This window comes from Marinobacter sp. SBS5 (assembly GCF_048285575.1).
Taxonomy (GTDB): domain Bacteria; phylum Pseudomonadota; class Gammaproteobacteria; order Pseudomonadales; family Oleiphilaceae; genus Marinobacter.
In genome coordinates this window covers 382,622-402,268 of sequence record NZ_JBLWAZ010000001.1, presented here as the reverse complement: position 1 = coordinate 402,268, position 19,647 = coordinate 382,622, and the positions used below count along the sequence as shown (strand labels likewise).

At 55.9% G+C, this 19,647-nt stretch carries 15 protein-coding genes; 7 read left to right on the top strand and 8 right to left on the bottom strand.

Going from position 1 to position 19,647, the window contains the following annotated elements; all coding sequences use genetic code 11:
* The first annotated feature begins 14 nt into the window (after nucleotides 1-14).
* The 4 genes from purH to ACNQ6O_RS01855 all read left to right on the top strand — a co-directional run bounded on the left by purH (nucleotide 15) and on the right by ACNQ6O_RS01855 (nucleotide 5,653).
* A complete protein-coding gene (gene purH / locus ACNQ6O_RS01870; protein WP_418051552.1) occupies nucleotides 15-1,595 on the top strand; it encodes a bifunctional phosphoribosylaminoimidazolecarboxamide formyltransferase/IMP cyclohydrolase in 1,581 nt (526 codons plus the stop codon).
* Nucleotides 1,596-1,617: 22 nt separating this feature from the next.
* The gene (gene purD, locus ACNQ6O_RS01865) at nucleotides 1,618-2,904 is read left to right on the top strand and encodes a phosphoribosylamine--glycine ligase (protein ID WP_418051551.1); all 1,287 of its coding nucleotides are present in this window, start codon (nucleotides 1,618-1,620) and stop codon (nucleotides 2,902-2,904) included.
* 110 nt (nucleotides 2,905-3,014) lie between these two features.
* Nucleotides 3,015-3,983: an alpha/beta fold hydrolase gene (locus tag ACNQ6O_RS01860; RefSeq protein WP_418051550.1), complete on the top strand. Its 969-nt coding sequence runs from the start codon at nucleotides 3,015-3,017 to the stop codon at nucleotides 3,981-3,983.
* A gap of 71 nt (nucleotides 3,984-4,054) precedes the next feature.
* Nucleotides 4,055-5,653, top strand: a complete 1,599-nt coding sequence (locus ACNQ6O_RS01855; protein ID WP_418051549.1) for a cation:proton antiporter — start codon at nucleotides 4,055-4,057, stop codon at nucleotides 5,651-5,653.
* Here ACNQ6O_RS01855 and senA read toward each other — a convergent pair.
* The 3 genes from senA to ACNQ6O_RS01840 all read right to left on the bottom strand — a co-directional run bounded on the left by senA (nucleotide 5,645) and on the right by ACNQ6O_RS01840 (nucleotide 11,567).
* Nucleotides 5,645-6,946, bottom strand: a complete 1,302-nt coding sequence (gene senA, locus ACNQ6O_RS01850; protein ID WP_418051548.1) for a selenoneine synthase SenA — start codon at nucleotides 6,944-6,946, stop codon at nucleotides 5,645-5,647. The genes ACNQ6O_RS01855 and senA overlap by 9 nt on opposite strands.
* 338 nt (nucleotides 6,947-7,284) lie before the next feature.
* Nucleotides 7,285-10,395: an efflux RND transporter permease subunit gene (locus ACNQ6O_RS01845; protein WP_418051547.1), complete on the bottom strand. Its 3,111-nt coding sequence runs from the start codon at nucleotides 10,393-10,395 to the stop codon at nucleotides 7,285-7,287.
* On the bottom strand, nucleotides 10,395-11,567 hold the full coding sequence (locus ACNQ6O_RS01840) for an efflux RND transporter periplasmic adaptor subunit (protein ID WP_418051546.1): 1,173 nt from the start codon (nucleotides 11,565-11,567) through the stop codon (nucleotides 10,395-10,397). The genes ACNQ6O_RS01845 and ACNQ6O_RS01840 overlap by 1 nt, the downstream gene beginning before the upstream one ends.
* 157 nt (nucleotides 11,568-11,724) lie before the next feature.
* On the opposite strand from ACNQ6O_RS01840, the gene ACNQ6O_RS01835 reads away from it, so the two are divergent.
* Nucleotides 11,725-12,327, top strand: coding sequence for a TetR family transcriptional regulator (locus ACNQ6O_RS01835; protein WP_418051545.1), 603 nt, complete (start codon nucleotides 11,725-11,727; stop codon nucleotides 12,325-12,327).
* A 17-nt stretch (nucleotides 12,328-12,344) separates the two neighbouring features.
* On the opposite strand, the gene ACNQ6O_RS01830 is transcribed toward ACNQ6O_RS01835, so the two are convergent.
* Nucleotides 12,345-14,171, bottom strand: a complete 1,827-nt coding sequence (locus ACNQ6O_RS01830) for an SLC13 family permease (RefSeq protein WP_418051544.1) — start codon at nucleotides 14,169-14,171, stop codon at nucleotides 12,345-12,347.
* Between the two features lie 355 nt (nucleotides 14,172-14,526).
* Here ACNQ6O_RS01830 and ACNQ6O_RS01825 point away from each other — a divergent pair, with 355 nt between their 5' ends.
* Both ACNQ6O_RS01825 and ACNQ6O_RS01820 read left to right on the top strand, forming a co-directional pair.
* Nucleotides 14,527-15,918, top strand: a complete 1,392-nt coding sequence (locus ACNQ6O_RS01825) for a sigma 54-interacting transcriptional regulator (protein ID WP_418051543.1) — start codon at nucleotides 14,527-14,529, stop codon at nucleotides 15,916-15,918.
* Nucleotides 15,915-16,976, top strand: a complete 1,062-nt coding sequence (locus ACNQ6O_RS01820) for a transporter (RefSeq protein ID WP_418051542.1) — start codon at nucleotides 15,915-15,917, stop codon at nucleotides 16,974-16,976. The genes ACNQ6O_RS01825 and ACNQ6O_RS01820 overlap by 4 nt, the downstream gene beginning before the upstream one ends.
* Nucleotides 16,977-17,005: 29 nt before the next feature.
* On the opposite strand, the gene ACNQ6O_RS01815 is transcribed toward ACNQ6O_RS01820, so the two are convergent.
* From ACNQ6O_RS01815 to ACNQ6O_RS01800, 4 genes are read right to left on the bottom strand one after another with little or no spacing between them, the layout of a single operon-like run.
* Nucleotides 17,006-17,497: a hypothetical protein gene (locus ACNQ6O_RS01815; RefSeq protein ID WP_418051541.1), complete on the bottom strand. Its 492-nt coding sequence runs from the start codon at nucleotides 17,495-17,497 to the stop codon at nucleotides 17,006-17,008.
* 4 nt (nucleotides 17,498-17,501) lie between these two features.
* Nucleotides 17,502-18,194, bottom strand: a complete 693-nt coding sequence (locus ACNQ6O_RS01810; protein WP_418051540.1) for a C39 family peptidase — start codon at nucleotides 18,192-18,194, stop codon at nucleotides 17,502-17,504.
* Between the two features lie 13 nt (nucleotides 18,195-18,207).
* Nucleotides 18,208-18,558: a hypothetical protein gene (locus ACNQ6O_RS01805; RefSeq protein WP_418051539.1), complete on the bottom strand. Its 351-nt coding sequence runs from the start codon at nucleotides 18,556-18,558 to the stop codon at nucleotides 18,208-18,210.
* A 53-nt stretch (nucleotides 18,559-18,611) separates the two neighbouring features.
* Nucleotides 18,612-19,580, bottom strand: a complete 969-nt coding sequence (locus ACNQ6O_RS01800) for a dentin sialophosphoprotein (RefSeq protein ID WP_418051538.1) — start codon at nucleotides 19,578-19,580, stop codon at nucleotides 18,612-18,614.
* Nucleotides 19,581-19,647: the final 67 nt, after the last annotated feature.

The following is a 19,647-nucleotide window of genomic DNA, read 5'->3' as shown; positions in this document are numbered from 1 at the left end:
GAAGAAACTGAACCATGGCAAACCAGGCTAACACCCCCGTCCGTCGCGCCCTGATCAGCGTGAGTGATAAAACCGGCATCGTCGATTTCGGCCGTGCCCTGACCGAACGCGGCATTGAGCTGCTCTCTACCGGCGGCACGTTCCGACTGCTGCAAGAGCACAACGTACCGGTTACCGAAGTATCCGATTACACCGGTTTCCCGGAAATGATGGACGGCCGGGTAAAAACCCTGCATCCGAAGATCCACGGTGGCGTTCTGGGCCGTCGCGGTACCGACGACGCCATCATGGCCGAACACGGCATTAACCCGATCGATATGGTGGTGGTGAACCTCTATCCGTTCGAAGACACCGTTGCCAACCCGGATTGCGATCTGGCTACCGCCATCGAAAACATCGACATCGGTGGCCCGACCATGGTTCGCGCCGCGGCTAAAAACCACAATGATGTTGCCATTGTTGTGAACGCCTCTGACTACAGCCGGGTACTGTCCGAACTGGAAAACAACGACGGCGAGCTGACTTACAGCACTCGTTTCGATCTGGCGGTTAAAGCCTTCGAACACACCGCTGGCTACGACGGTGCCATCGCCAACTATCTGGGCGGGCGCACGCCAGACAACGACAACGCTGATTTCCCTCGTACTTTCAACGCTCAGTTTGTGAAAGTTCAGGACATGCGTTACGGCGAAAACCCGCATCAGCGCGCTGCTTTCTACGCCGAACGCAATCCGCGTGAAGCCTGCGTCGCCACCGCCAAGCAGTTGCAAGGCAAAGAGCTGAGCTACAACAACGTAGCCGACACCGATGCCGCCCTGGAATGCGTTAAACCGTTCGCGGACCCGGCCTGTGTGATCGTTAAGCACGCTAATCCTTGCGGCGTAGCCATTGGTGCCGACATTCTTCAGGCCTACGACCTGGCCTTCGCTACCGATCCCACCTCAGCCTTTGGCGGCATCATCGCGTTTAACCGCGAACTGGACGCCAAGACCGCACAGGCCATCGTCGATCGCCAGTTTGTGGAAGTCATCATTGCCCCCAGCATTGCGCCGGAAGCCGTGGAGATTGTGTCCGCCAAGAAGAACGTCCGCCTGTTGGCCTGCGGTGAATTTGATAGCCACCGCGCCAAGACCATGGACTACAAGCGTGTCACCGGCGGCCTGCTGGTTCAGGACCGCGACTTGGGCATGGTAGCGATGGAAGACGTAAAGGTTGTTACCGACCGCCATCCTACCGAACAGGAACTGAACGACCTGCTGTTCGCTTGGGAAGTGGCCAAGTACGTTAAATCCAACGCCATCGTCTACGCCAAAGCCGGCCGCACCATCGGTGTTGGCGCAGGCCAGATGAGCCGTGTCTACAGCGCCAAGATCGCCGGCATCAAAGCCGCTGACGAAGGTCTGGAAGTGAAAGGTTCAGTCATGTCCTCCGACGCCTTCTTCCCGTTCCGTGATGGCATCGATGCTGCGGCCGCAGCAGGCATCACTGCGGTTATTCAGCCCGGCGGTTCCATGCGCGACCAGGAAGTGATCGATGCTGCCAACGAGCACGGCATCGCCATGGTCTTCACCGGCATGCGCCACTTCCGTCACTGATCAAAGCATTCAGGAGCACAACATGAACATTCTGATTATCGGCAGTGGCGGACGTGAGCACGCACTGGCCTGGAAAGCCGCCAAATCACCAATGGCCGACAAGGTTTTTGTCGCACCGGGTAATGCTGGCACCGCCCGCGAGCCCGGTCTGGAAAACGTGGATCTGGACGTCATGAATCTGGACGGATTGGCCAACTTTGCCGAACAGAACAACGTCGGCCTAACCATCGTTGGCCCGGAAGCCCCGCTGGTTGCCGGCGTGGTCGACAAGTTTGAAGAGCGCGGCCTGCGCATTTTCGGCCCCAGCGCCGGTGCAGCTCAGCTCGAAGGCTCCAAAGCCTTCACCAAGGACTTCCTGGCACGCCAGAAGATCCCGACCGCCGATTACGCAAACTTCACTGACGTCGACGAAGCCCTCGCCTACGTTCGTGAAAAAGGTGCACCGATTGTGGTCAAGGCTGATGGCCTGGCCGCCGGTAAAGGCGTCATCGTTGCGATGACGCTGGAAGAAGCAGAAGATGCCATTCGCGATATGCTGGCCGGCAACGCCTTCGGTGATGCTGGCAGCCGCGTCGTTGTCGAAGAATTCCTGGACGGCGAAGAAGCCTCGTTCATTGTCATGGTTGATGGCAAGAACGTACTGGCCATGGCGACCTCCCAAGACCACAAGCGCGTTGGCGACGGCGACACCGGCCCTAACACCGGAGGTATGGGTGCGTACTCTCCTGCTCCAGTGGTCACGCCCGATGTGCACCAGCGCATCATGGATGAAGTGATCATGCCAACCGTCAACGGCATGGCAGCTGAAGGCCACCCGTACAAGGGCTTCCTGTACGCAGGCTTGATGATCGACACCCAGGGTGCACCCAAGGTGATCGAGTTCAACTGCCGCTTCGGTGATCCTGAAACCCAGCCGATCATGCTGCGCATGAAGTCGGACATCGTTGAACTGTCTCTCGCAGCCGTTGAAGGCACGCTCGACCAATGTGATTCCGTGTGGGACGAACGCGCATCTGTAGGCATCGTTCTGGCCGCCGGCGGTTACCCGGGCAGCTATAACAAAGGCGATGTGATCTCTGGTCTGCCGGAAACCGAAGTAGAGGGCGAGAAAGTCTTCCACGCCGGTACCAGCCTGAAAAACGGCGACGTTGTAACTAACGGCGGTCGCGTACTGTGCGCTACGGCCTTAGGCAACACCGTCACCGAAGCTCAACAGCGCGCCTACGAACTGGCGGAAAAGGTTGAGTGGGACGGCGTATTCTGCCGCAAGGACATTGCATACCGGGCCATCGCCCGTGAACAAGGCTGATTTGTAACGCCGTTCACACGCATTGTCAGCCCGGTCATTGACCGGGCTTTTTTATGCCGTAATGTAACCCCCCTTCCAAGAAACGATCTCTACACTCGGGAACCACACTCATGCTGAAACAGTCACCCTTCACCGTCGCATTTCTGCTTCTAACCGTATTGCTCACCAGCGCCTGCTCGCGGCAGGGCATCTACGACACCGCGATTGACTGGGAACGCTCCGGCGCCGGACTGGAAGCCAGCCGGATAACCGTTGGCGAGCTAGAGATTGCCTACCTGCGAAACATTGAAGCCAACAACGGGGACACCATCGTTCTGGTACACGGCTTTGCCGCCAACAAAGACAACTGGACACGCATGGCAGGAGAACTGACCGACGACTTCAACGTTTACGCCATCGACCTGCCGGGCCACGGCGACAGCAGCAAACCGTTAGATCTTGGCTACCAGCTGGAACAGCAAGTCAGCCACCTTGCCCGCATACTCGCGGCGCTGAACATCAATAAAACGCACATGATGGGCAACTCCATGGGTGGGGCGATTACCGCACTCTATACAGCGACCTACCCTGAACAGATCGAAACCGCCGTTCTGTTCAACCCCGCCGGCATTCTTGAATACCCGAGCGAGCTCACGGATTTGGTACTCGAGGGGGACAACCCGCTCATCCCCTCCAAGCCGGGCGACTTCGAGCGCTTGGTAGACTTTGCCATGGAAGAAAAACCGTTTATCCCCTGGCCCATTCTGGGAGTGATGGAAGAAAAAGCGATTGCCAACCAAGCGATCAATGAAGTCATTTTTGCCGACATACGGGAAGCCGGCTTAAACTTCGATTTTCGGGATGCGATCACACACATCCAAGATCCAGTTCTGATTGTCTGGGGCAAGGAGGATCGCATTCTTAATTACCGCAACGGCGAACTCTTCAAGCAGGCCATTCCGGGTTCTCAACTGACCCTTCTGGAAGGCATCGGGCATGCCCCCATGATTGAAACTCCCGAAGAGTCCGCCCGCCTGTTTCTCGAGTTTTCCAAGCCTTACCGATCACAAACCGACAAAGGTCAAAGGACAGCTCGTTAGCTTTAAATCAACTTCAACAAGGGGAAAAAACAAGGTAGCCTTCTTGTTCTGTTCCCCGGGAAGGGCCTTTCATGCCTGAAGCAATCTGGATATCTTTTGCCTTTGGCCTAGGCCTGTTGATCAAGGCTGTGCACCTGCCTCCATTAATTGGCTATCTGGGCGCGGGCTTTATACTCAGTGCGATGGCCGCCAATCCGTCCATTCCCATCTCGCCAGAACCGACCGAGGTACTCGATCACATCGCCCACTTGGGCGTATTGCTCATGCTGTTTACGGTAGGGCTAAAACTCAAACTGAAATCGGTGATCAGCCCCGAAGTCATTGGCGGCAGCCTGCTGCACTTCGCGATAACCGCGCTGGTGTTCGCTCCCGGCATCTATCTGATCCTAGAAGTTACCTGGTACACCGCGCTGATGCTGGCGATCGCCTTGTCGTTCTCCTCCACCGTACTCGCCGCCAAGGTACTGGAAAACAAACGAGAACTCCGGGCCTTCCACGGGCGCGTGTCGATCGGCATCCTGATCATGCAGGACTTGATTGCGCTGCTGGTGATGAGCCTGGCGGCCGGACAAACACCGTCTCAGTGGGCGCTGATCGTATTCGGTTTGCCCTTGCTTCGCCCCGTTTTGTACAAACTTCTGGACGCAAGCGGCCACGAAGAATTGCTGGTTCTTCTGGGCCTGTTATTGGCACTGGTGCTGGGCGGCCTGGGCTTTCAAGCGGTGGGGCTCAGCTCGGAATTGGGCGCTCTGGTGTTCGGCGCTATTCTGGCTAACCACCCGAGAAGCCAAGAACTGGCAAAATCCCTGTGGAGCGTCAAAGAAATCTTCTTGGTGGGGTTCTTTCTACAAATCGGCATCGACGGCTTACCGGGGAAAGATGCCATCATCTTTGCTGTTGTGGTTGCCTTGATCCTTCCTCTAAAAGGCATTCTGTTCTTCTTCCTGATGCTGCTCTTCCGGCTTCGCGCGCGCAGCAGTTTCCTGACGTCATTGGCACTGACCAATTACAGCGAATTCGGCTTGATTGTCGCCAGCGTGGCGCTACCCGAATGGCTGGTACCGCTGGCCTTGTCAGTGGCGCTGTCGTTCCTGATTTCCGCGCCGCTAAACCGTTTGGCTCACCCATTGTATGAGCGCTGGAGCCACCGCCTAGTGCCCTTCGAAAGCGACCGACGGCACCCGGATGAATTGCCCATTTCTTTGGGTGACACCCGTGTTGTGGTCATGGGCATGGGGCGAACCGGAACCGCGGCCTACGATGCATTAAACGCCACAGAAGCCAGACTCATGGCACTGGACTCCGACCTGGCGAAAGTGTCACGACACCAGAAGCAAGGGCGCAACGTGGTGTACGCCGATGCCGAAGACAACACCTTCTGGGAAGCTCTGCACATGCCTTCGGTTGAGGCCGTGATTCTCGCCATGGGTGATATAGAAGCCAAACTGATCGCCGCGCGCATGCTCAGGAAACTCGGATTCACAGGCTACATCGTGGCTCACACCATGTTTGCGGATGAAGCTGAACGCATTCGCGAAGCTGGTGCCAACGAAGCCTATCTCACCATGAGCGAAACCGGGGTCGCCCTGGCCGGTCATTTGCAAAAAATAGCCCCTGAAATTCCCGAGCCCGAGGCAACGCTATCCGACTCGAAGCGACAATCAACTTAAAGCGCAGGTACGGAAACCCGTAAATACATCGTTTCTATGGGGCAAATAAGCCTGCCGATACGTGCCACGAATCAAACTCGATGTCGTGGCACAACTACCGCCGCGAGTGACCTTGTGATCACCGAACTGCAAGGTCGACATAAACGGGTACATATCCACCTTGAATCCGTCATACGGCAAAAACTGATCGCTGGTCCACTCCCACACCGAACCCAACATCTGCCGGCACCCGAAAGGACTCTCACCCGCCGGATAATCAAACACCGGGTTCTGCGCCATGGATCGGCCATTCATATCTACACGTGACACATCGGGCGCCTCATTACCCCACGGATAACGCCGGAAAACCTCGCCCGGCCGATTCCCCAGGGCAGCCACCTCCCACTCATACTCCGTCGGCAAACGCCGCCCAATCCAGCGACACCAAGCCTCAGCCTCCCAATAGGAAACATGCGTCACCGGCGCATCGAGATTCAAAGGCAACCAGCGATCAAACAACCGCACCTGCCACTGCCCCTCCTGACGCCGCCAATACACCGGATGCCCCGGAGCCGACGCCAACCACTGCTGCCCACCAAACGACCACAACTCAGGCTGCCGATAACCACCATCCTCAACAAACGCCAAAAACTCACGATTCGTCACCAACGACCGACTGATCGCAAACCCCGGCAACTCAACCTCAAACCGAGGCTTCTCCGCATCAAACGCAAAATCCTCCGCCGCAAAATCCATAGGGGCCCCGGGCATCCCCATCACCCAACGCCCCGCCGGCACCTCCACATCCCCAGCAACCGCCTCACCCGGCGCAGGCCGATCGCCTTTAAAATCCCCTGGCGCCGGATAACCCACCGTCTGACGACACCAAATCAGAGACTCAATGTGCATGTTCTGGTGAAAAATCGCATAGCGATACAGATACAACTCCTGATCCGTCAGCTCACAGCCACGAATACGCTCCGCCACACGGTCATACACCACATTGAAGTATCGAAGCGTTTCCTCACGCCCGGGAAACAAATCCCTACGCCAACGATCCCGATGCTGAACATGAAACGAATCCCAGAGATCATCCATCGACGGGTTATAACTCTCCGTGCCGTCCAGCAGCTTAAAAACAAACACCTCATAGAAAAACGCCGAATGCCCCATCTCCCAAAGCGGCGGATTCACACCGGGGTGATAAGGAACATCGAGTTGAGCGTCGGATAACGAATTGATGAGTTGCTCTGTTCGAGTTCGAGCGAGCGCCAGCTCCTCAAGCAACTGGGCTTTCATTTCAAGAACAGACATCGAGTTTAGGCTCACTGAAATCATCCCCCTGCGTCTGGGAATCGGCAGAGGGGAAGTGCTTCCAAAAACGTGCGCAGCCATGGATGGCGAAGCAGAAGCGCCACATGGGTTCGGCCGAGCGCTTATGAAGCAACGCTTCATGCGACAGCCGAACGACCGCAATCTGCGATTGCGGGCCGGACCCCGGAGGGGTGCCGAAGGAGCGGTTTTTGGAAGCACTTCCCCTCTGCCGATTCTTACTCCGAAAAACAGCATATCAATAAAAAACCGCCGATGGGCAGAAACCCACGGCGGTTCAATGATCTTAACAAAGAGCTGACCGAAGTCAGCCCCAAAGGTCAGGCCTGTTTACGCTGCTTGCGCCAATCCCCAAAGTCCTCAATTAACTTATAGAACAAAGGCACAAAAAACAGCGCCAACGTACTGGCCGCCAGCATACCGCCAACCACCACCGTACCAATCTCCTGACGACTCACCGCACCAGCCCCGGTACTGAACGCCAACGGCAACGACCCAACAATAAAGGTCAACGCCGTCATCATAATCGCCCGGAAACGCTGACGCGCCGCCATACTGGCTGCCTCAAACGAACTCATCCCCGACTTCCGGTTCTGAGCCGCAAACTCCACAATCAGAATCGCGTTCTTCGCCGCCAGCCCGATCAACACCAACAGCCCCACCTGGAAATAAATATCGTTCGGAAAACCACGCCACAACGAAGCCAGCGCCGCCCCAAACACGCCAAATGGAACCGCCGTCGCCACCGCCACTGGCAACCCCCAACGCTCATACTGAGCAGCCAGAATCAGGAACACCAACAACAAGCCCATACCAAACGCCATGGCACCGGAATCCGCAGAGTCCTGCAACTGATAGGCTTCACCGGTCCAACCCACCAACGTATCCCGGTCGAATTGCTCAGCCGCCACGGCCTCCAAAGCCGCCAGCGCCGCACCCGTGGTATAACCCAGGCCGGGGTCTGCTAGCAACTTGGCCGCCGGATACACGTTAAACCGATTCAGAATATCCGGCCCACTGGTACGCTCCAGCTCAACCAAGGAGCTAAGCGGAATCATCTCACCGTAATTGGACCGCACAAACACCTTGCGCAAATCCCCGGGATGGCTACGGAACTCACCTTCAGACTGAAGATTGACCTGCCAGTTACGGCCCTCCAGCGTAAAGTCGTTCACATACAAGCCACCAAAGGTGCTCTGCATGGTGGTAAAGATCTGATCAATAGGCACACCGGCAGCCTGAGCCTTCTCCCGGTCCACGTTCGCTTTATAGCGAGGGATCCCGGTATCCAGCGTCACCCGCACGTTCGTCAGCTCCGGACGAGCGTTCGCGGCCTGAGTGAACTTATCCGCCATCGCCTTGATTTCGGCCGGGGTACGCCCGCCTCGAGCCTGAATGTAGCCTTCCACACCGCCTGTGGTCGATAGACCTTGAATCGGTGGCGGCGTGAAGGCAATCACGAAGGCTTCCGGCATGCCAAAGCCAATCCCCATGATCTTCTTGGCAATATCCGCTGCGCCCTGACCATCACCTTCACGCTCAGCCCAATCTTCAAGCGTCACGAACGCGACACCGCTGTTGGTTCGCAGCGCACTGGAAATGATGTCGAAGCCGGCAAAGGCCACCACGTCTTTCACTTCCGGCAAACTCTTCATCTTCGCTGCCAACTCATCCCGGGCGGCTTCCGTCCGGCTCATGGCCGACACCGGTGGCAAAGCGTATGCCGCCAGCACAAAGCCCTGATCCTCCTGCGGCACCAAACCCGAAGGCATCTTGTTCATCAGGAACACCACACTCACCAGCATGGCCGCAAACAACAACACACCCACAAAGGCGTGCTTCAGCAGCCAGTCCACCACACCGGAGAAGCCCGCCGTCAACTTATCGAAGCCGGCATCAAACCAGCGAAACACCGTCAGTTGTTTGCTTTCCTTGCCCAGCAACATCGCGCACATAGCCGGCGTGAGCGTCAAAGCCACAATGCCAGAGATCACCACCGACACGGCAATGGTGATGGCAAACTGACGATACAACTCACCACTGAGGCCGCCCAAGAATGCCACCGGGGCAAACACTGCCACCAATACCAGCGTTGATGAAACCACCGCGCCAGAAACCTGCCCGATGGTGGTCACCGCCGCATCGTAGGCGGTCATGCCCTTTTCTTTAATCAGCCGCTCGGCGTTTTCCATAATGATGATGGCGTTATCCACCACCACCCCGATAGCCAGTATCAGCCCGAACAAGGTCAGCAAGTTCACCGAGAAACCCAGTGCCTGCATCCCCGCAAAGGTGCCCACCAGCGACACCGGGATAGCCATCAACGGTATCAGGGTGGCACTGATGTTCTGCAAGAACAGGAATGTCACAAGAACCACCAGCACAACCGCCATAATAAAGGTGCTGAACACCTCCTGAATGGAGATATCGATAAAGCGGGTGGTGTCATAAGGAACGCTGTATTCCAGCCCTTCGGGGAAGCGGTCTGAAATTTCCGCCATGGCCTTGTTCACCGCTTCAGCGGCATCCAGGGCGTTGGCGCCAGGCTGAAGATACACGCCCATTGGCACGGTCGCGCTGCCGTTATAAATCGCCGCAAAGTCGTAGTTCAGAGCGCCGAGTTCAATGCGCGCGACGTCTTTTAACCGCAGCGAAGCGCCCTGCTCATCACTGCGCAGAATCACTTCACCAAACTCCTCAGGGCTGGTCAGGCGGCCAGGAGCCGACACACTGAAGGTGAACGCCTGGCCTTTGGGAGCCGGTTCAGCGCCGATCCGCCCCGCGGCAAACTGGGCGTTTTGAGCACGAAGGGCGTTCGCTACATCGCCCGGTGTCAATTCATACTGGGCGAGCTTATCCGGCCGTAGCCAGATACGCATCGAGTAATCCTGTGCGCCGAACAAGGATGCATTACCAATCCCCGGTAGCCGCACCAACTCGTCGAGTACGTTCAGCAAGGCGTAGTTGGAGATCTCCACCACGTCCATAGAGTTATCAGGAGACGACAACGCAATAACCTGCAAAATCGAGGTGGAACGTGCCTCCACTTTCAGGCCCTGGTTACGGACAGACTGCGGCAATCGCGCCAGCGCTTGCTGCACCCGGTTGTTCACGTTGATAGTGGCCTGATCCGGATCGGTTCCGATCTCGAACGACACCGATATCCGGAAACTGCCGGAGTCGGTTGCGCTGGATTCCAAATAGATCATGTCGTCAACGCCGTTGATCTCCTGCTCCAGCGGTGCAACCACCGAATCAGAAATCACATCCGCGCTCGCGCCCGGGAACCGCCCGTCGACCACGACTTGCGGCGGCACCACGTTCGGGTATTGCTCTACCGGCAATCCGAGCAGCGCCAGCGCGCCGCCCAAGGTAATAAGGATCGATATGACCGTCGCGAAAATCGGCCGGTCTATGAATGTGCGCAACATCAGTTTGCGCCCTCCCCGGCACTCTCATTCGTAATCTTTACCGGTGAACCCGGGCGAAGGTTGGTCAATCCACTGACAATGAATCGATCACCGGCTTCCAATCCTTTCAGGATAATCTGGCGGCCATTGGTCACGGGTCCCAACTCAACACTGCGCACCTGGGCTTTGCCTTCGTCGTCCACCACGTAAATCATCGGCCCTTTTGGACCCTCGGCAACAGCAGCTTCGGGAACCATAATCACGTTCTCGAAGTTCTGAAGTTCAACCCGCACCCGCACAAACTGGCCCGGAACAATGACATGCTCGGGATTCGGGAATACCGCTCGTGCCGAAACTGATCCAGTGCGGGGGTCGAGCGTAGACGCGGTAAAATCGATGCGGCCCTCCAGCGGATACTCCTGACCGTTCGCTAATACCAACCGAGCCGTTACGTCCTGAGTTTCTTCGGAACGGGCCATGCCCTCCGCTGCAGCGCGACGGATGCTGGCGTCGTTTTCTGGCAACGCAAAGCGCACATGAACCGGATCAAGCTGCACAATCGTGGTCAGCAAGGTGCCCGCATCCACTAGGCTGCCTTCTGGCAAGTCCTCGAGACTGGTCACACCGCTCAGTGGCGCAGTCACTTTGGTATAGCCCCGGTTCAGCTCTGCTTTGGTCATACCCGCCTCAGCTACGGCCAAATTCGCTTCCGCCAGCTCTCGGGCAGACTCAGCAGAATCGCGATCCCGTTCACTCACGGCTTTACGCTTATACAAAGATGAAATTCGGGCCCATTCCCGCTCAGCCTGGCGCAAGTTCGCCTCAGCGACCTGACGCTGAGCCTTCGCCAATTGGAACGCAGCCTCTGCCGGCTTAGGGTCTATGCGGAACAGAGAATCGCCTTCGCGCACCATCTGCCCCTCTTCATAAAGCCGCTCCTCAAGAACCCCGCTGACTCGCGCACGCACCTGCACTTCTCTCGCACCTCGTGCCCGACCGGCATAGTCCTGACGCACCTTGGCATTGCTCAGCTCAGCCGTTTCCACCGTCACTGCAGCCGGGGGAAATCCTCCTCCAGCTTGCTGACCTGCGCTGTCTTCACTGCTACAGCCTGCTAACACCAACAAGGTCGATAAGCCTGCGATAATCAGCCCGGCGCGGGCTACTGGGCGATGAAATAGTTCCATGGTCATGTGCGTTCTCCTGAACACGAGGCAAGATCAATCCGGGTAAACAAACAGGCCAGAACGGTCTGCAAAATTAGCACGCTAACATACATTCATTCGTGTATGTATGTAAACAATCCTCAGCTATACTGACGGTTTATACCGACACTATAGTTACCGAATCATGGCACGGAAAACGAAAGCAGAAGCTGCGGCCACTCGCGAGTCCATCCTCGATGCCGCCGAACAGGTGTTTATCGACAAAGGCGTTGCTCGTGCTTCGCTCGAACAAATTGCCAACACGGCCGGCGTGACTCGGGGAGCAATTTACTGGCATTTCCGCAACAAGCAGGACATTCTCGACGCCATGCTTGAACGGGTGCGCGCGCCTCTAGGGGAAATGCTGGCGAGCGCCAGTCGCGGCAGCGGTAGCTTGGCCAATTTGAAAGCGGTGTGCACGCTAGCGCTGAGAAAACTGGCAGAAGACCCGAGGTACTTTCGAGTGCACTACATTCTGCTTCATCGAAACGAGTCTGATCAGGCGCTGAATAGACACCGGGAACTGTCAGCCGGTGCCATTGCTCAGCTGGTCGAGATTATGACCCTGCCCGAGAACCGGACACGCCTGCGTCCGCACCTAACCCCCGACCACGCCGCGTATTTGCTACACACACAAATGCTCGGTCTTTTTTTTCACTGGCTGATCGCACCGGAACAACGTCCACTGGCCGACATCGCCCCGACACTGGTTGAAACTATCTTTTTCGGCCTGCTCTCAGATAACTGAACCGGTAGCCGGCCCGGTCACGCCCAGACCCATAGGATGACGGGAACCGCCACCACCGTGACCACAACCGACAACGGCAGCCCCAGCCGCCAATAATCCCCAAAACGATAGCCGCCCGGTTCCATCACCAACACATTGGACTGGTGCCCAATGGGCGTAAGGAACGCACACGACGTGCCCACGGCAACCCCCATCAAGGCTGCATCGGACGACAGATCAAGCTGGAGTGAAAGCCCAAGCGCAATGGGCGCCACCAAGACCGCTGCCGCCGCATTGTTCACCACATTGGATAACAACATAGAACCCACCAGAATAATGGTCAGCGCTACCCAGCCCGCCTGACCTTCGGCAACCGCCAGTATTTGAGCCGCAATAAGATCTGCCCCACCGGTAGCATCCAGCGCTTGGCCCACCGGGATCATCGCGGCCAGCAAGACAATCACCGACCAATCAATCGCCTTATACGCTTCGGTGGTATCCAGCAGCCCCACCAGCACCATAGCCACGGCACAGGCTACCAACGCCACCGGCGGCGCAAGCAAGCCTGAAAGGATCAGGCCAATCGCCGCCATGAACAGGCCGCCGGCCAGCCACAAACTTTTCTGCCGGCCAAGCGTCAGCTCACGCTCTGCCAAGGGCAGACAACCCAGTGTTTGCAACGTGGCCATAACCTTACTTTCGTGCGCCTGCACCAGCAGAATGTCACCTGACCGGAAGCGAGTGTCCGATAAGCGCTGGGTCAATCGATGGCCCTGACGAGCGATCGCCACCACGTTCAGCCCGTAGTGTTCGCGCAGATTGAAGCGGTTAGTGGTTCGGCCTATGAGTAGAGAGGACGGTGTAATCACGGCTTCGGTCAGGCGGACATCGCCGGTCGCTATTTTTTCCTCTTTATCCTCTCGGGAACGTCCTTTTCCTGCCGGCTCCTCGCCTTCGCTAGCATCATCCTCGCCCTCGACGGCATTCGCCAGCGCCAGACCGGTACTGTCCACAAATTCCTGCAGGCTTTCGGTGTCGGCTTGTACCAGCAAAACATCACCTTCCCGTAACACCAGATACGACGAGGGTGCAGGAGAGTTTTTTTCGTCTCTAATGAGCGCAAGCACCACAACGCTCTTATCTTCCTCTCCGGAGGTCAGCAGGTTATGCAGCGTGCTCCCCGCATAGCCGGATCCTTCCGGAACCCGGAGTTCCGTCACATAGTCGCCGACATTAAACAATTTATCGTCGCTAGCCGGGTCATCCCGTTTCGGCGTAAACCGCCAACCCACCAACCCAATAAACGCAATACCCGCTACCGTGATGGCAAGCCCGGCCGGCGCGAAATCCACCAAACCGAATGTTCCGACCTCGCGGTAACTGGCAATGATGATGTTCGGCGGAGTGCCGATCAAAGTGATGGTGCCACCCAACAGCGAACCGAACGCGAGCGGCATGAGCAACAGAGAAGGGGAGCGGCCAGACTTCCGAGACATCCAGATAGCCACCGGCATCAGAAGCGCCAGAGCACCCACGTTATTGATAAAAGCAGAACACAGGGCAACCACGCCAGTCAGCGTAATCACCTGCAGCACGGCATTCTGCCCTACCTTGCCCAGAAGCTTTGCGATGGCATCCACGAACCCACTATTCACCAAGCCCTGACTGATCACCAGAACCGCCGCCACGGTAATCACAGCAGGGTGGCCAAAGCCGGCAAAAAGATCGGCGGCGGGAACCAAACCCGCAACCGCGATCGCCAGTAACGCAAGCATGGCCACCACATCAAAACGCAGGCGGTTCCAGACAAACATGGCCAGAGTGATTCCAAGCACTAAAAAAACGGTGCCTTGCTCGATATTCAATGGCACACTCCTTTTGCCGGTTGCCTATCAGAATACAACAAAGCGCGGCAAAGTAGAGCCACCGTGCCCTTTCGGACACGCCTGAACAGCGCCGAAAAGCGTCAGCTGTTTATACAGATTCAAATAACATAGTACGGCACCCTCATCGCAACTGTTTGTACAGGGGGATTTAACTCGTTTCTGGCACACAACCTGCTGACTATCGATAAAAACAACTGGATAGACATGGCGGCAGCGTGCTGTCGCAGCGGGTCACACAGGATAGTGATCGGATTATTTGCGGTACCGGTTAAGCAGTCTTTTCCTGAACGGCTGGCAGTCCTATTTCCAAGGCACCCTCCTGTGGAGACTAGCCATGGTGGAAAAGCGGCCGCTCGTTTGGCTATCAGCAACAAACAGCAGCACCAACGTACGAAAGGCACTGGAAGCCAGTTGGCTCCTGGCCGACTACCAGTTTGACCAACCCGTTGCACTGTTTGCAGCAACACCGGCCGAAGCCAAAGTAGGCGTTCTGGAACTCCCGGAATCTGCAGAGGTGGATATATCGCAACTGGAAAACTGGCTGGAATCACTGGGCATGATTTTCTGGGTCGCGCTATCACCCTCGCGGCCCGACCCTGGATCCACTTCGGCGAATGTGATCGTTCGCTATTGCTCGGATTTTCATACCATGCCCGTGGATTGTCAGCGCCTGAACACAGTGCTCGGTCACCTGTGGGGAATGGCTTCAATTATCCAGAACACGAGCCACACACACCTTCATGACTACAGCGATCTGGCACTGATTGGAAGCTCTCAAGCCATCAAACATGTTCACAACCTGCTTCGCCGATATTCCGCGACTCTCGAGCCCGTCTTAATCACGGGCGAAAGTAGCACCGGGAAAGAGGCCGCTGCTCGCTTCATCCACGCCAACTCCGCACGCGCCAACGGCCCACTGATTTTCGTTAACTGTGCAGCACTGCCCAGCACTCTCACCCAAAGCGAGCTGTTCGGTTATGAGAAAGGCGCGTTTACCAGCGCACAGCACTCACACCCAGGCAGGCTCGAGCAAGCAAACGGCGGCTCATTAGTATTTTCAGGCATCAATGAACTGCACTTGGAACAACAATCCGCCCTGCTTCGGTTTCTCCAAGAAGGTGAGGTTCAGCGCGTTGGCAGCAACACCCAGATTTCGGCCGATGGCCGGGTGATCGCAACCACCACTCAACCCCTGCCTGAACTGGTCGCGGTTGGATTATTTCGCAGCGATGTCTGCTTCCGACTAGGCAACCTTGAAGTGACACTTCCACCCTTGCGGGAAAGATGTGAAGACATAGCAACACTGGCACACTCACTACTTGAGGCATCTTTCCCGGGGCTAGAACAAAAACACCTCAGCGATGCTGCGATGCAGAGCCTGATCAACCACTCTTGGCCAGGCAACCTGCAAGAACTGCAAAACCGCTTGCGCCGAGGCGTGCTGCTCAGTGAGCAAACCCTTATCGAACCCAGCGACCTAGGGCTACGCGCCCCTGGCCCTGGAAGCAACCAGCCCTCCAACCTTAGCCTCCAGGCCTTTAGGGACCAGGCCGATCAGCAAGCGTTGATCTATAGCCTTCGTTTGTCGAACAACAACCTGTCTGAGGCCGCACGGGTCCTGAAAATTTCACGTGCATCCCTCTACCGACTGCTGGAAAAGCACAACCCACAACCACCTAGCCGGGGCTTCCGGCAGAAGCCTACGCCCAAGGGAGATGCCACATGAAAACCCAAACGCACCTACTTCTCGCTGTATCCCTATGCCTGCCAAGTGCCTTATCCATGGCAAAGCCGGAACACGAAATGCGCCCGGGTGCCTGGCGTGCTGCCGAACAAGAAAGCGAGAAAGCCTCAAATATCGCCTCTATCACCGCTGATCGAGGCATTGTCACACAGCCCGGGCGATTCATCATCGAGCCGGCCATCTCACACGCTCACAGCACCTCAACCCTGGTTGCGGTAGAAGGCTACACCGTCATTCCAGCCCTATTGATTGGCCTGATCAATATTTCCGAAGTTCAGCGAGATATTTTTGTCGGTGCGGTATCACTCAAGTATGGTTTCAGCAGTCGCTTCGAAGCCTCCCTCCGGGTGCCCTACTTGAGTATTCAGGAAGATCTCCGAGAACGAGAGGCCTTTGAAGGAACCCCGGTTGATACCTTGCGAGAATCGTCAGGGAATGGCCTTGGGGACATCGAACTGGCTGTGCGCTATCAGCTCAACGACGGCCTAGAGGGCTGGCCTTACGTGATTGGCTCTTTCCGGGTCAAAGCGCCGACGGGCGACAGCCCCTACGACGTTGACCAAGAGGTTATCAGAGACAGCCAAGGTAACCCCATTGGGGTTGAACTTGCTGAACGCCCCACAGGCTCCGGCTTCTGGTCCTTCGAGCCGGGCCTGTCGTTTATTTACCCCTCAGACCCAGCCGTTCTGTATGGCAACCTGAGTTATGTGTATACCCAAAAAGACGACAAGGGCTTTGAAAACGGCAAGACCATTGATCCGGGGAACGTCGTGCGATTCGGTTTTGGCATGGGGTTCGCCTTCAACGAGCGTACTTCATTTAGCATTGGCTATGATCAGTCGATTATTGGCGAAACCACTTATGAGCGCAACATTGACCTGTTTGCTGCGAACTTTGACCGTATTCAAATTGGTTCATTATCGTTCGGTCTATCACACAGGCTGAAGCCAAATACGACTCTCAGCCTTACCGTCAATGTTGGAGTTACCGAGAATGCGCCGGATACGGAAATCACCTTGAAGCTGCCCATCAGTCTCTAGAACGGTAGGGCAAGCTCACCAATATGCGACTAGCGTCCTAGGAATTGTAAGGGCGGGTTCCGCAGGTGATCGGGAATACGGTAACCCGTGCCCAAGTTATTCAGTTCGATATTAAGCTGGCGCACATTTTGGATTACAGAGCCATTCAGATCATTCTGAATCAACGTCATCCAGCCGCCCGAGGCCGACGAGGTAGAGACAAGCGCCTGACCGGTCTGCCCAGAATTGATCAGGCCAAGCATGGTCTCTACTTCGTGCCGCACCCCACCGTCATTCACCGTTTGATTTAAATTGGGAATGGTCAGACGATTAATCGCCAGAATTTCTCCGTTCACGGACATAATCTGCTCAAGCCCGATCGAAATCTCCAGATTATCCAACAGAAACCCGCCGCGTTGCGCTGCCAGCTCACTATCTGTCAAAGGCTGAGCTATAAACATGCTTTCAGCGTTAACGGTCAACGTACCGCTAACCAACCCCGCCACCAGCCCGAGGATCAAAAAACCGTGTCGACTCATCATGACACTACCACTCCCTAGTCGAAGGCCAGTACGGCAAGGTATGGCCAAGTGACGGACCTTCCTGTCCTTTATGCAAAGGCGCCCGAACGATCTGCGGCCAGTCGCCTTCTGCAAGGAACGTGCTACGCCCTTGCGCCAAATGGCTGCGGATAACAAATGCGGCACCATCCCAATAACGTTCAAACTCTGCTCTGGGATAGGCTTTCAACCCTCGCGCGGGGTCACCCACGAATACTTCGTCGTCGCTGATTCCTTTGATAACCACAAAGTGTCGAAAACCTTTAAGATTCAATAGAACAATCACCGGCAAGCTTACCTTCTCCCGCAAACCGGATAGCGGCATTCGAAATCCATCGGCCTGATAGCCCTCGGCTTGGAGAAACCGCTTCATGTCCAGCATGGAGAACCCCTCTTTGCGCACTTTCTCGGGGTCGGCCAATGCGAACATTTTGGAGAAAACATCATGCTCCGAAAAATCGTGGTTGTAGTGATAGGAAAGTAATGAAGCGATAGCCGCAGAACCACAACTGAAGTCATACTGCTGTTGCAGCACCGAACCGAACCGCTGCTCTTTGAAACTGCTAACATCAACCTGCAGGCTGCCTCCCATCCCTGGCAAGGTGACTGTACCGGCAAAAGCAGTGGACCAAAGCGCCACAGTGCCCGCCAAACTTAATACAAGCAGCAGCTTAACCATGGCCCACCTCCTGTCAGCGATTGATCAGTATGTTTACCTGAGTGCTGTCCTGAATCACCACTTGGTTACCGGTATTCTGAATAACCGTGGCGATCCCACTCATGTTTTGAAACGCCTGATCGGATATCAGGTTGTTCCCCGTAGTGGAGGTACCCGACAAACTGTTTCCCGTTACCAAGGCATTTTGTTGGTTTTCGTTCAGCTGCCACTGCATCGATACGCCCTGACGGCCACTAGCTTCGGCAAGCTGGTCGCTATCCATAGCCGGTAAATCCATCCATTCTTCTGAAATTGCGCCTCCCGCCAGCCCCATTGCAGCGAATAGCCAAACGACTCTCAAGGTTCCTCTGATAGTGTTCGTCATGACGCGCCTCCCGGCGAGAATCGAGCCACACCTAATGGCATGGCTCGCCTTGCTCAGTTGTCGCTTCCAGCGGTCAGGTTAGACATAACACTCACGTTGGCTTGAGTCACACTGCCCACACCGGCGTTCTGGGCAAATGCCCCCACACCTGTGAAGTTTGCAGAGCCACCGGAGATCTCGTTATGAGCCCGTACTTCGGTGTACGCTTTCTTAGCGGAAGCATCACCGTAGGTCACGCTTGTATCGGCCACCGAACCGTTGAGTTCAGCATCGTTCATGAACACGTCCAGCGAGAGACTCAGCTCAGTAACACTGTTGTTACTGTTGTCGCTGTTGTTGCTATTGTCACTGTTGTCGCTGCTATCGTTGTTCGAATTCGCTGTGTTGTACGAATCATTCGTGCTGCTGTTCGAGTTGTCGGAGCTATCTGAATTATCCGAATTGTCGGAGTTATCAGAGTTATCCGAATTGTCGGAGTTATCAGAGTTATCCGAATTATCCGAGTTGTCTGACATATCGTTACCGCTGTCAGCCACCTTGAACGAATCAGTCACGTTAGTGCTGCTGTCAGAGTTGTCCGAGTTATCGGAGTTGTCTGAGTTATCCGAATTATCCGAGTTGTCAGACATATCATTACCGCTGTCGGCGATCTTGAACGAATCCGTCGCAGTGGCGCTGTTGTCGGAGTTATCGGAATTGTCGGAATTATCCGAGTTGTCCGACATGTCATTGCCGCTGTCCGCTATTTTGAACGAATCCGTTGCGGTAGCACTATTGTCGGAGTTGTCAGAGTTATTCGAATTATCGGAATTATTCGAATTATCCGAGTTGTCCGAACTGTCCGGATAGTTCGAGTTGTCGTTACCCGAATTGGTGTTTCCGGAATAGTCATTGTTAGCCGTCGCATTATCGACAGCATTGGTGTTCGGGTCACCGTCCCCACCTACGTCTGCATAGGCCACACCTGAGAGGCCCAGACCTAATGCAACAGCAATCGCTAGCAAGCTTTTTTGAGTTTTCATGATATCGCTTCCTTCAAACATCATTGCACTTCTCTTTGGCCCGCCCCGCTCGACTACTGTTTGCTTC